A 13,430-nucleotide genomic window follows, 5' to 3' on the forward strand; every position below is an offset into this window, starting at 1 on the left:
TACGTGTGTCTTTATTTTAAAGAAATATTAGCGCCTATAATAATTGTACGTGTTACAGGATAATTGTTAGTCCAATCAGCAATATACGCCGACTGATTAGCTCCGGAATTTGATGTACCTCTGGTATAAAAACTTTGCTGTGGATCCCAACCAATCCAATTTGTAAAGGTTTTTAAATTACGCCCGCTTGCGTAGAGTGTTAAACCGGCTATATGCGCCTTATCCAGCAATTTCTGCGGCACAACGTAGCTAAAGGTGATGTCCTTGATACGGGTATAGCTGGCATCGCGGGGATAACCATAACCACGGGTATTTGTGTATGATAGCGACTGGAACTGTTGATTGCCATTAGTTGGTGTCCAATAGCCAATAGCTGCCGGTGTATTTCTTCTGCCCGATTCATCAGCATAGTTGAGGTCGGTATTGTTCTTTAACATGCCCTGGGCAGTTTGTATAAATATGCTCAGGTTAAAGTTTTTATAATGGAAAGTATTGGTTAAGCCCCCGGTCCATTTAGGAGCGGTTTGCCCCTGAATTACCTTGTCATCAGCTGTAATTTTGCCATCGCCGTTAGTATCTGCAAACTTCAGATCGCCGGGTTTGGCGCCGGGGTCTTGTTTTGAAGCGTCTTCGCCTGTTTGCCAAACACCGGTCATTTTATAATCATAAATTACGCCGATTGGTTTTCCGATGAACCACCTGTTACCGATGTCATCTTTTCCATCGCCATACAGGTCAACTATTTTATTTTTGTTGGCTGAAAATACAATGGTGCTTTCCCATTTAAAATTTGAGCCGTCGATGTTACGGGTGTTCAGGGTAACCTCCACACCTTTATTGGCCACCTTACCAATGTTATCAACCACCTGGGAATAACCTGTAATAAGCGGAAGGGCACGGTTTAACAATAACCCATAGGTACGTGAATCATAATATTCAACTGTACCTGAAATACGGCTGTTCAGTACCGAAAAGTCAGCTGCTATGTTACCCTCATTGGTAGTTTCCCAATGCAGGTTGCTGTTACCAAGGTTACTGGCCTGTACCCCTATGTTGCTTACCCCGTTAAACGGAAACCTGACGGTACCATCCGATGTTATTGTTCTGTATACGCTAACAGCTTCGTTACCGGTTTTACCGTAAGATGCCCTTAACTTTAAATTATTGATCCATTTGGAGTCTTTAAGAAAACGCTCGTTGCTCACATTCCAGCCAACAGCCGCTACCGGGAACCAGCCATATTTGGAAGTATTGGCACCAAATACCGATGAGCCATCACGACGAACAGTTAGTGTTAATAAATAACGGCTGTCATAAGAATAGTTTAAACGCGCCATTTGTGAATTGAGCGCATACCTGTCAGAATAGGTCCCTGAAAATGAACCATTTACTGTTGCGCCCGATATGGTTGAGCCAATCCCGATCTGGTTGAATGAGAGCTCATCATTAATGTAGCCTGTTCCGGCTATGCCCGAAGTAAAGTATTTTCTTTGCTGGGTACTGTAAAGCCCGGTGAAATCAATACGGTGTTTACCAAAGTCCCTTGTATATAATAATAAGTTATCCAGCGTGTAGCTGTTGGTTTCGGAGCTTAATGCTGTAGCCGAACCTAATGGCGTGTTCGCCAGCCTGCCGCTGTAGCTGTCTACGCGGGTGGGTAAATAGGTATAGCCCGCATTTAAGCGATATTTTAATCCTTTAAGCACGCCGCCAAATGTTATCTGGGCATAACCATTCCCGCTAATATTTACACTGCGGTTAATCTGATCGGTAGTTAAGCCCAGTAATGGATTGGTGAATAACTGTTCGGGCGCCATCGGGTAAATGGTATAGGTACCATCGGCGTTATACTCATTACCGTATGGGCTCATAGCGGTGGCGTTGAGTAAATTGGCCCGGCCGCCGTCATAATTATTATTAGCGAAATAAAGGTTTGCGCCCATGCTCAGGAAACTGGTTACATTTACATCCAAATTTGAACGTACGCTTGCCCGGTTATACTGATAGCCCTTTATGACCCCTTTTTGTTTTAGGTAATCGGCAGACAAAAAATATTTCACATCCGGTGTGCCGCCGCTTACACTCAGGTTATGATCCTGCATAATACCCTGTTGGGTGCTTTCTTTAACCCAATCAATGGTACGTCCGGCAGCGTAATTAGCCCGTTCGGAGTTGTTATATACAGGTTCAGGAAATTGCTGTTTTAAATTATTTTGCGCTTCATAATCCAAAAACTTTTGGGTAAATGCTGCCGGATCCCTTGGTTCCAGAATATGGCCCAGGTTTTCATAACCGCCATAACCATTATACCGAATAACCGGTTTACCTGTTGTACCGCGCTTGGTTGTGATCAGGATAACACCCTGCGAACCGTTGGCACCGTAAATAGCCACCGCCGACGCGTCTTTTAATATCTCCATGGAGGCGATATCATTGGGGTTGATATCATTGAGTGAGCCGCCGCTTTTGGTAAGCGGGATACCATCAACTACTACGAATGGTCCGGAAGCGGCTGAAATTGAATTTTGCCCCCTAATAGTGGCAGTTGGTTGTGAGCCGGGCACAGATGAAGGTGAGGTAACTGTAACACCGGCAACAGCTCCTTCAACGGCCTGTAAAATATTGGTAACCGGCAATTGTGACAGGCGCGATTTAGGTACGGTTGTAACAGATCCGGTAACATCCGATCGTTTTTGAGTACCGTAACCAACCACTACTACTTCATTCAGTTGCTTGTTGCTATCTTCAAGTACTACGTTTAATGTGGTTGTATTTTTATTAACCCGGATACTTTTAGCAACCATGCTCACAAAGGAGATTCTTAGCGTGGAGCCTTCGGCAACATCAATTTTAAAAGCGCCATTAGCATCGGTTGTGATTGACTGGCTTGTGCCTTCGATGTTTACCGTTGCACCCGGTAGCACATTGCCGGTGGCATCTTTTACAACGCCTTTTACATTAATTTTTGTTTGCGCGCTGGCCCCTTGGGTAATGCCCATCAGCATTATTATCAAAAGCCATACGGAAAAACTGTTTAAGTGAGTAAATCTGTACTTCATAATTTAATTGGTTTATTGGGTTTATTTAATTCGGATTATAGTTAGTAACCGCATCTATCCCGGGCGATTTAACCCCACAGCAGGAGCTATCCAATTGTGCGTTTTTGAAATTTCCATAGCGTTTGGTTTTAGTTTATAATTTGCCGGCAATAAAATATTGATATTGATTATTGCTTGTTGGTGGAAACGAAATAAGCGTAATTCGGCATTGCGAGAGAGGGGTAAAACTATAAATTACAGGGGTCAAAACATATAAAAACACGTTATTTTAACAGATTTTGAAAAATACGCAAGAAATAAGTGTTAAAATAACGCTTATTTTATTTGGGGAGATTTTCCGAGCGATAGTATATCGCCAAAATAGAGGCCAATTTATTTGGATGAGTTTTTTTCAAACTCATTCATACGATAGGAGATTTGAAAACTGGCGCGGTGTTTTTTGATGAACTCGGATGGATTGACCCCGTATTGCTTGAAGAATTGTTCGCGAAAATACTTTACATCACTGAAGCCCACCTGGAATGCGGTTTCGTTAACATTACGATTGGTTTGGATGAGCAATTCGGCGGCTTTGCGCAAGCGCACAAATCGGATAAAATTATTAACAGACTGCCCGGTGATACCTTTCAGGCGTTTAAATAACGTTGGGTAACTAATACCGATCTCTTTGGCCAGCACATATACATCAAACTGGTCATCGGTAAAATAATGCTCGATCACCGAAATACAATTATCCAGGAAATCCTTGTTTTCCTGCGAGATACTACGGCCGTTGCTATTTTTGGTAACCTCCTTATAAAAGTAGTTCTGCAGCTCGGTTTTATTGCGCAATACACTTTTTACCCGCGCAATAAGCAATTCTTTATCAAAAGGTTTGCGTAAAAAATCAATAGCCCCCTCCTCTATACTCTTCAACATGATATCAGGCGTTGTATCCCCGGTTAAAAGTATAACAGGGATATGGCTTATGGCTTGATCTTCCTTTATGATCCGGCATAAATCAAGCCCGCTCAAACCATCCATTACAATGTCGCTTATAATTACATCAGGCATATGTTTTTTAATAAGCTCAAGACCTGCAGTGCCATTTTGGGCTTCCATTACGATATAACCAGGCGTAAATATCTTTTTGATGTATGACCGGATCTGATCATTATCATCAATCACTATAAGCGAATACTTGGCCGAACTGAATAACTCCAACGCGGCCAGATCTTCTTCCTGCTCAGCATCTTTGTTATCATCATCAATAAGTTCATTTACGTAGGTGTAATCTGGTACAGCATCATCAACTATCGCATCTTCGGAAAAATGAGCCTTACCTTTTAACAGTGCGAGCAAAAATGTAGTACCACCATCAGAGTTGTTGAAGTAGCTGATACTACCTTTATGGCTTTCAATAAAAACCTTAACCAGGTATAAACCTATGCCAAAACCTTTACGGAAATAGTTTTTATCTTTTGCCTGGTAAAACTTATCAAACAGCCTGTCACCCACATCGGCATTTATACCTATGCCGCTATCCATTATTTTAAAGTACACGAGAGCATCATCCTGCTCAATTATAATATGGATAGTACCGCCGTCTGGAGTAAATTTTATAGCATTTGATATGAGGTTGAACAGGGCAATTTCTATCTTCTCCAGGTCGCCGTATACCTCCATGTTTTCTACCCGGCTTTCGAGGCTATAATTAAGGTGTTTAATTTTGGCTTGCTGAATAAAGCAGGAATAAACCTCCCTACATAAACTCACAAAATTTAGCTTACTCACTTTCAGCTGCGTGTTTTCGCTTTCGGTTTTCCGAAAAAGCAGTAAATGATCAACCAGACCAAGCAGGCGACGCGCGTTACGATAAATGGTACTCAGTTCTTCGGTATTACCCTTGCTTTGATTAAGAAGATCTTTTATAGGGTTAATAATAAGCGTTAGCGGCGTCCTGAACTCGTGCGATACATTGGTAAAGAAAGTTAGCTTCTTTTCGTTAAGCTCCTTTTCTTTTTCTACCTGCAGGTTGGCCAGCTTTACTTTAAACCTGAGCCTGGCCTGGTTTACCCTGTAATTATAAAACGCGTACGCTATAGCGAACACCAGTGACAGGTAAATTAAAAAGGCCCACCACGTACGGTACCACGGAGGTAAAACAATAATTTTAATGGCGATGGGTGGCGCTGCCCATTGCCCCTCTGTATTGGTAGCCCTGATTTTCAGGGTATAAGTTCCTTCATTAAGGCGCGAAAAATAGGCTGACTTGAGCTTACCTACATAATTCCAACCATGATCCCAGCCTTCGAGGTAATAGGCATAAGAGATTTTTTCAGGAAAGGAGTATTCGAGCGCCGTATAACTGATATTCAATGTAGCCAGGTTAAACGGGATAGTTATTTCTTTTAATTCATTTAATGGCTGTTTTTGTTCATAGGTACTATCGCGCTCAATGGATACATTATTTATTTTAAAGTCAGAAAGCATCAGCCGGGGCTGGTGCACGTAGGATGCGATACTATCTGGCGAGAAAAAATTGAATCCATTTATGCCGCCAAAAAGCATTTTACCCGATGCCAGTTTCAGGGCCGCGTTATAATTAAACTGGTTGCTTTGTAACCCATCAGAAGCATTGTAATTGGTGATCTTTTTTGTTTTTACATTGAAGTTGGAAAGTCCGTTATAGGTACTGCACCATAAATTCCCGTTGTTATCCACCAATATATTAAGTATACTATTGCTTGGTAATCCGGCCGATTCTGTGTACCTTTTATATTGATAGGTATTTGTATCATATTGAAGCAATCCACCACCTTCGGTGCCAACCCACAAATTGCGTTTACTATCTTCAGTAATAGCCCTTATGGCCTGACCAATAAAATAAAAGTGGTGTTTTTTATGCTGAACATCAATTTTAATAAGGTTGATGTAATTTCCGGCCCATAAATTACCCGCATGGTCTTCAAACAGCGCGTGGATATTTACCAGGCTGTTATCAAAAAGTTCAAATTGATCTTTATTACGGTTGTACAAAAACAAAGCGCCTCCCCAGGTGCTGGCTGCCCACAGGCGGTGCTGCGAATCTTCATATAGTTTCCAAAAGTTTCTTTCCTCCTTTTTATCTACCTGATTGTAGCAACTATAATGTTTAAACCGCCTGGTTACATTATCAAACGCGTCAATACCGCCGTTAAAAGTTGCTACCCATATTTTGTTGGTATAGTCATTTAAAATGCTTACAACAAAATTACTGCTTATGGTTCCGGGTGTATCCTGGTGTATATAGGTTTCAAATGTATTAGTCCTGGTATTCCAGTAATTTAGCCCGCCGCCATCGGTACCAACCCACACATTATGTTGTTTATCTTCACAAAACGACAGGATGAAATTATTGATAACGCTGTTTTTATTAAAAGCATCATGTGCGAATAAATGAAATGATACCGGCTTGCGGTCAATAATATTTACGCCGCCCCGTAAGGTTGCTATCCAGATCCGGGATTCATCATCTTCATAAACAGCATCAACGGCACCGCTTCGTAAACTATTGGGTGTTTCGCCTGCATTGATATAAGTAAGGTTATTTGCCGATGGATTCCATACTTTGATGCCTCCCCCGTTGGTCGCTACCCAGATATCACCGTTTTTTGTTGTAGTTAAGCTAAAAATATTATTGCTGGTCAATTTGTTCAGCCCATTATCAAGCTTTGTGGTTTTAAGGGAAACGGGATCGTACATAAATAATTCGTTGCCCGAACCCGCTATTATTTTACCTTTTCCATCAATGGTCATACAGCCAGCATATGCCAGCTCAGGAGCTACAATTTTTATCTTTTCATTTACGGCGTCATATCTGCCGAGCCCAATTTTGCTTACCAGCACCCATATGGTGCCCCGGTTATCTATGCGGGTAGCCAGCGTATTAAACCGTTGTTTATTGGTGTCATACGGGATCTCTTTGCCAATGGTATCTGTTTTACCAAATTTCAAGAAACCGTACGTACCGTTAGTGACAAAAACATTACCGGAGCGGTCGGCAACTATTTCATTGATATTAAATCCGATTTTAACAGGCTGATGCTGTTCATTATAACAATAAAGTGCATGAAACCGGGAATCAGCATAGTCAAAAAACATGAGGCCCTTCTCCGTGCCTACATATATTCGTCCATCGTAAGCATTAATGGATTTAATGTGATTGTTGACCAGCGAATTTTTATCCCCCCAAATATTCCGGAAAACCTTAAACGTGTAACCATCATAACGGTTAAGGCCATCATAAGTCCCCATCCACATAAACCCGTATTTATCCTTAGTTATGCAGGTGACAGAATTATTAGATAAACCATTATCAATATTAAGAACTCTGATGGGTTGTTGTGTTGCAGCCCCAACTTTGAAAGGTAATAGTATACTAAAATACAAGTACGCTTTGAAAAGGAAAACATACTTTATTTTTTTACGCATTTTTATTAAAACACACGGTTGGTTCGTAAAACTACAAATAATTTAAAAAAACGGGCATCGGGATTGATTAATAAATAATTCCAAAATATTCGTTCTGGAAGACCTGTAAAGCGATTATGGCCCCTGAAAAATATGGTTTTATCCCCCTTTATGTCGGTTAAAAAACACCTAAATTCGTACTTAGCCAATATTAAAAAACCATAAATAAACAGCATGCCAATTTTTATTGATATGAAAAAGTCTTTCCCTCTTTTATACTTTTTGTTGATTTTTTCAATCACCCTTTTTGCTCAGCAAAAAACTATTATCCCGAGAAAAAATATTCCGCTTGATTTCATCCAGCTTAGCGATCCATTTATCCTGGCAGATTCTAAAACTGCCATGTACTACATGACGGGTACAGGCGGCATGCTCTGGAAAAGCAAAGATCTCAAATTGTGGGATGGTCCTTTCCAGGTTACAAAGACCGATCCCCAGTCCTGGATGGGCCCCCACCCTATGATCTGGGCTGCGGAATTGCATGAGTATAAGGGCAGGTATTATTACTTTGCTACGTTTACTAACCGTGACGTTAAGATTGATACAGTAAAAGGCAATGTCATAGAACGCCGTGCATCTCATGTCCTGGTCAGTGATCGGCCGGCCGGCCCTTATGTGCCAATGCATGACGCTACTTATTTGCCTGCTAACAAACCGACGCTGGACGGAACATTTTGGGTGGACAAGGATGGAAAACCTTATATAATATATTGCTATGAATGGTTACAGAACTGGAACGGCACTATCGAGAAAATTGAACTAAAACCTGATTTAAGCGGCTCTGTGGGAATTGGAAAGGTATTATTCCGCGCCAGCGATTCTCCCTGGAGCAGGGAAAAGGATGAAAACGGGAATGTCCACCCTAATAAGGTTACAGACGGACCGTACGTGTTCCGTACCCAAACAGGGCGCCTGGGTATGATTTGGACAAGTTGGGTGTATGACGTTTATACGCAAGGTGTGGCCTATTCTTCAAGCGGTACGCTCGATGGCCCATGGGTACATGAGAAAGAACCTATTACCCCGCCTAATTTCGGACATGGCATGCTATTCAAAACATTACAGGGCAAACTGTTGATGGCAGTACATAGTCACCAGAATATTAATGGCCGGTACCGACGGATACCCCATTTGTTTGAAGTAGATGACTCTGGCGACAGGCTGATAGTGCACGCCGAGACCATTACACGCTGACGATCACTGACCTGGCTCACCACACCACTGGCATCCGCCGTGTTTTCCATAATATGCACTTCAACGGAAGGCATGTTGCCTATGCGCGACATCAGTTAGTCGTAAAAATCACTTTGTTCTACCAATCCTTTTTAAAGTGATCTCATAAATGGTGACTGCACTCAGAGTACAGTGCAAAGGGCTTTTATGAACGTTTTTTAAACTTTCCTGTCAAATACAAAAAGACTTAATAGAAGAACAGGGATTGATCGATCTGATTTTGACCCTGTCAATTGATAAAGTAATGACCGGCATAGCTGCTTTGTGACGTCATCATTAAAGTTGTCACAGTATTTAAAAGATGCGTCTAAGGTGTAAACAAATTAAAAAAGCAATTATGAAAACTTCATCTTTCCACTCAAAAACAGCCATTGTAATTGGCGGAACAAGCGGCATGGGCAAAGCCACTGCAAAATTATTGTTAGAAAACGGCGCTAAAGTGATTGTTATCAGTAAAAGTCAGTCAAGTGTTGATGCAGCCGTAACAGAATTAAGCGCATTCGGCGAGGTCTCCGGAATCAGGCTTAACCTCACGTCAGATAAGGACGTGACTAATTACATTTCGACACTTGATAGAGACAATCAGGCCATCGATTACCTGGTAAATGCTTCAGGTATTTTTGCTCCCAAACCATTTTTGGACAGCACGCGTGAAGATTATGATGCTTTTCAGGATATTAACAGAGGGTTTTATTTCATTACCCAGGCGATCGCAAAAAAAATGAAAGCCAATGGTGGCGGATCAATTGTTAACGTCGGATCATACTGGGCAAAACATGCTGTCAAAGGAACCCCAACCTCAGCTTATTCAATGGCCAAAGCCGCTTTGCAGGCTTTTACACAGCATGCAGCAATGGAATTGTCTGATGATAAAATTCGTGTAAATGCCATTGCTCCCGGTGTTGTTGAAACTGGCGTTCTGGATGAATTGGCCGGTTCAGCTGAAGGTGTTAAAAATGCCTATAAGGGTTTAAATAGCATCCATCCCTTAGGCCGTAACGGCCAGCCTCAGGACGTGGCTAACGCTATCGTGTTTTTATTATCCGACGACGCGGAATGGATTACCGGAACTATTCTGGATATTGATGGCGGTCTTGCTGCCGGCCGAAGCTAATTTAATTAACTAACTTGCAGGTTATTACATGCCGCCTCACTATAAACTTTTTGATCATGTATCCATTTATCGAAAAATACGATGAAAGCCAGGACATCATCATCGTTCAGCAAGCCTGCGACGGTTCAAGGCAAGCCATGGAAAAACTTGTCAGTCTGCACCAACGCTTTATTTATAACGTAGCGCTCAAGCTGGTAAGGGACGCTGATGATGCGGCCGACCTGACACAGGAAGTACTGATTAAAATGATAACAAAGCTCAGTTTATTCAGCGGTAAAAGTAGTTTCCGTACCTGGCTGTATCGCATGGTCATGAACCATTTTATCAGCAGTAAACGCAAAAAGGCGGAGAAGGAGGTAATTTCTTTTAATAAGCTCGGTGTTTATATTGATGAGGTGCATGATAGTGAGGATATGAGCCTTGAAGAGCAGGAACGGTACAGCGATCACATTACCGACGTGCGTAACAATTGTATGTCGAGCATGCTGCTTTGCCTGGACAGGCAGCAAAGGGCTATTTTTGTGCTTGGGGGTATTTTTAACATTAAATCTACTATCGCTTCGGCATTGCTTGATATTACTCCGGAGAATTTCAGAAAACAATTATCACGGGCAAAGGCGGATCTTTTCCAGTTTATGGACCATAAATGCGGGTTAATGAACCCGGATAATCCATGCAGGTGCTTTAAGAAAACGAAAGGGTTTATGAATGAAGGTAAAATAGATGCCGAAACGCAGACGTTTAAACCGGAATATCGTCAGTCTATTCTTTCAGTAACAGTTGCCAAGAACGAGGAATTAGACAGCCTTATGGAAGGCAAATACCTTCATTTTTTTACCAGCCAGGTTTATGCGGATACAAAGGCTGGCGATCAACTTATTGAATCGCTGCTTTTTGACCCGCAAATCAAGCAACTGTTTCATTTAAACTAAGCGTTACCAGTTACAATTTTAAATTTCAAAGCGATCATCACATCGCTGCCCCCGGCGTCCTGTTTCAAAGGTCAAAAAGTTGTGGTTGTTGAACTTCCGGGTCAGGGTGCCAACAACACATAATATCTAACGCGGCAAAGTTGTGAGTGCTATAAACGCACAAAACAGAAAGGTTATCCTTGATGTTAATACCGTCAATTTCATGTCATTTCAGAAAAAACAATTGGAATATCGGGAAATCCCGATGTACATTTGTGTCATGAATCATGTAGAAATTTTTAAAGCGCTCGCTAACCCCACCCGTTTGCAAATACTGGCCTGGTTTAAAACACCTGAATATTATTTTCCAGACCAACAAGAACCATTTATTACAGGTATTTGCGGGGGCCAAATCCAAAAGAAAACTGGTATGACCCAGTCTACCATTTCGGAAAACCTTGCGGTGTTGCAACGAGCCGGATTACTTATCTCTACCCATAAGGGCCAGTGGACCTACTATAAAAGAAATGAAGCCATTTTTCAGGAACTGAGCTTATTATGTTAAAACTTAAATATAAAAATGATGAAAAATTCAAACACCTCTCAACAACAGGCTCTGTCGGAATTATCTCCGGTAGACAAGGTTCTGCATTTTTGGAATAACGTGTGGAGCTACCCTTATAATTTAAACCTCATTGATGAACTTATGGTTGAAGATTTTATGATCACCAATGCTGGTGTAGAAATCAAAGGCCGCGAGAATTTTAAACAATGGGTTGCCGGATTTCTGAAAACAATAAACAATGCCAATTTAGAAAACCTGGATATCTTTGAAAGCAAGGATGGCTCCAAGGTAGTATCAAGATGGAGATTTACCGGTTTCCATAACGGCATGTTTGGGCTGGAACCTAATAATCAGCCTATAAATTTAATCGGAACTGCCATATGGGAAATACGCGATAACAAATTAGCACATAACCGGGTGGAGCGTAATTCCTGGGAAGTGTATGAGCAGCTTACCAAAGCCTCTTCTCAACAAAAAATTTAATCATTTAATTACCCCTATTTACAGGCAATTATTGAATCAATGTATCGGTTTATTCCGAAATAACGATTCAACTTTAATGACCTTAAATATAAAAGTCAATTTCTTTTAATAGCATTAGCGTTGAATAAGCATTGTTTATTTAACGCTAATGCCGCGGGGTTACATATTATCATTAATGAAAATTATGCACAGCACCGGGCTTCATTTAAGACATTCTGTTGGCAAAACAAGAAATGTAACCTTAAAAAGAATGCTATTACAGGCGGTCCCCTTTTGGATCGCATCCATTATTACAGGTCTGGTTGCAGTTCTTTACGGTAAGTTTTTTCAGATAGCGGAGGATTTTACATCTTCCATTTTTGACCGGTATGCATGGGCGTTGTTCATTTTGTCGCCCGTTTGTTTTGTTGTGGCCTGGTGGCTCGTTCACCGTTTTGCACCTTATTCCAAAGGAGGCGGAGATCCCCAGGTTATGGCGGCCATACAATTATCGGCTACCCGCAAAAACAACCCGGTTGTTGACAAACTATTAAGCCTCCGTGTGGCATTCATAAAAGTAATTTCAAGTTTATTCATGGCACTTGGCGGCGGGGCTATCGGCAGAGAAGGCCCTACTATTCAAATAGCGGCCTCCATATTTAAAATAATATACGAGGTACTGCCAAAATGGTGGCCAAAGATCACCAAATCAAGTATGCTTATCGCGGGTGCGGCAGCCGGCGTGGCCGCAACATTTAATACGCCTTTAGGAGGTATTATTTTTGCTATGGAGGGCTTAACCAAAACACACTTCAGTTATAATAAAACCGCAATTGTCTCGTCTGTTATTATTGCTGGCCTTACAGCACAAGCGATGCTGGGCCCCTATTTATACTTAGGCTCGCCAAAGTTAAATGGCCTTTCTTCATACATATTTTGTGGTGTAGCTGTAGTTGCCCTGATTTCAGGATTGCTTGGGAGCTATGTATCAAAATTGATCCTGTTCATTTTCGCGTGGAAAACAAAATTTAAATTCTCCTGGCATCATGTATTATATGTTGTAGCATGTTCACTTATCATGATTTCCCTGGCTTACTTCGTTAACCGCGAAATTTTGGGTTCTGGTAAAGATGTTATGCAAAACACCCTGTTTACTTCTGCTAAATATGTACACTGGTATAGTCCTATATTAAGAACTGCCGGCCCATTATTATCGTTCACAACAGGCGCGGCAGGCGGCATATTTACACCAGCACTGGGTGCGGGAGCAAGTATAGGTTCCTTAGTGGCCAGTTGGTTCAATTTTTCAGCTATCGATACTAATATGCTTATTTTATCAGGAATGGTTGGATTCTTAACCGGGGTAACGCGGTCGCCGTTTACATCGATAATCATCGTATTGGAAATGACAGATCGCCATGCCGTAATATTTCACTTGCTATTAGCAGGTATGATTTCCAGCCTCGTATCCATTTTAGTAGACAAACATTCACTTTATAACTATCTCAAACTTCAATTTATACGGGACCTGAATACTACCGAAGAAACTGAAATGGCTGAACACGTTGAAAAGATCAAAACATAATTTATCCCTT

The 13,430-nt window shown here is 41.5% G+C and carries 8 protein-coding genes; 6 read left to right on the forward strand and 2 right to left on the reverse strand.

The window, feature by feature from the left end:
• Positions 1-11 precede the first annotated feature (11 nt).
• Together M2273_RS04035 and M2273_RS04040 are read right to left on the reverse strand one after the other, a co-directional pair.
• Positions 12-3,059 (reverse strand): SusC/RagA family TonB-linked outer membrane protein, encoded by a 3,048-nt coding sequence (locus M2273_RS04035; protein ID WP_429393302.1) that lies wholly within the window; start codon positions 3,057-3,059, stop codon positions 12-14.
• Between the two features lie 372 nt (positions 3,060-3,431).
• On the reverse strand, positions 3,432-7,511 hold the full coding sequence (locus M2273_RS04040; protein WP_429393304.1) for a two-component regulator propeller domain-containing protein: 4,080 nt from the start codon (positions 7,509-7,511) through the stop codon (positions 3,432-3,434).
• A gap of 231 nt (positions 7,512-7,742) precedes the next feature.
• Between M2273_RS04040 and M2273_RS04045 the strand changes: the two genes are divergently transcribed.
• From M2273_RS04045 to M2273_RS04070, 6 genes are all read left to right on the forward strand, one after another.
• Positions 7,743-8,744, forward strand: coding sequence for a glycoside hydrolase family 43 protein (locus M2273_RS04045; RefSeq protein WP_429393306.1), 1,002 nt, complete (start codon positions 7,743-7,745; stop codon positions 8,742-8,744).
• Positions 8,745-9,120: 376 nt separating this feature from the next.
• On the forward strand, positions 9,121-9,897 hold the full coding sequence (locus tag M2273_RS04050; RefSeq protein ID WP_429393308.1) for an SDR family NAD(P)-dependent oxidoreductase: 777 nt from the start codon (positions 9,121-9,123) through the stop codon (positions 9,895-9,897).
• A 56-nt stretch (positions 9,898-9,953) separates the two neighbouring features.
• Complete coding sequence (locus M2273_RS04055) at positions 9,954-10,829, forward strand: RNA polymerase sigma factor (protein WP_429393309.1); 876 nt, start codon at positions 9,954-9,956, stop codon at positions 10,827-10,829.
• 202 nt (positions 10,830-11,031) lie between these two features.
• Complete coding sequence (locus M2273_RS04060; RefSeq protein ID WP_429393311.1) at positions 11,032-11,373, forward strand: ArsR/SmtB family transcription factor; 342 nt, start codon at positions 11,032-11,034, stop codon at positions 11,371-11,373.
• A gap of 15 nt (positions 11,374-11,388) precedes the next feature.
• Positions 11,389-11,856, forward strand: a complete 468-nt coding sequence (locus M2273_RS04065) for an ester cyclase (protein WP_429393314.1) — start codon at positions 11,389-11,391, stop codon at positions 11,854-11,856.
• A 250-nt stretch (positions 11,857-12,106) separates the two neighbouring features.
• Positions 12,107-13,420: a chloride channel protein gene (locus M2273_RS04070; protein ID WP_429393317.1), complete on the forward strand. Its 1,314-nt coding sequence runs from the start codon at positions 12,107-12,109 to the stop codon at positions 13,418-13,420.
• Positions 13,421-13,430: the final 10 nt, after the last annotated feature.

It is taken from the genome of Mucilaginibacter lappiensis (assembly GCF_050433765.1).
Taxonomy (GTDB): Bacteria; Bacteroidota; Bacteroidia; order Sphingobacteriales; family Sphingobacteriaceae; genus Mucilaginibacter; species Mucilaginibacter lappiensis_A.

Coding starts and splice junctions, on each gene's coding strand:
- M2273_RS04045 (WP_429393306.1), top strand. CDS start 7,743: ATGAAAAAGTCTTTCCCTCTTTTATACTTTTTGTTGATTTTTTCAATC.
- M2273_RS04055 (WP_429393309.1), top strand. CDS start 9,954: ATGTATCCATTTATCGAAAAATACGATGAAAGCCAGGACATCATCATC.
- M2273_RS04035 (WP_429393302.1), bottom strand. CDS start 3,059: ATGAAGTACAGATTTACTCACTTAAACAGTTTTTCCGTATGGCTTTTG.
- M2273_RS04040 (WP_429393304.1), bottom strand. CDS start 7,511: ATGCGTAAAAAAATAAAGTATGTTTTCCTTTTCAAAGCGTACTTGTAT.
- M2273_RS04050 (WP_429393308.1), top strand. CDS start 9,121: ATGAAAACTTCATCTTTCCACTCAAAAACAGCCATTGTAATTGGCGGA.
- M2273_RS04060 (WP_429393311.1), top strand. CDS start 11,032: ATGTCATTTCAGAAAAAACAATTGGAATATCGGGAAATCCCGATGTAC.
- M2273_RS04070 (WP_429393317.1), top strand. CDS start 12,107: ATGCTATTACAGGCGGTCCCCTTTTGGATCGCATCCATTATTACAGGT.
- M2273_RS04065 (WP_429393314.1), top strand. CDS start 11,389: ATGATGAAAAATTCAAACACCTCTCAACAACAGGCTCTGTCGGAATTA.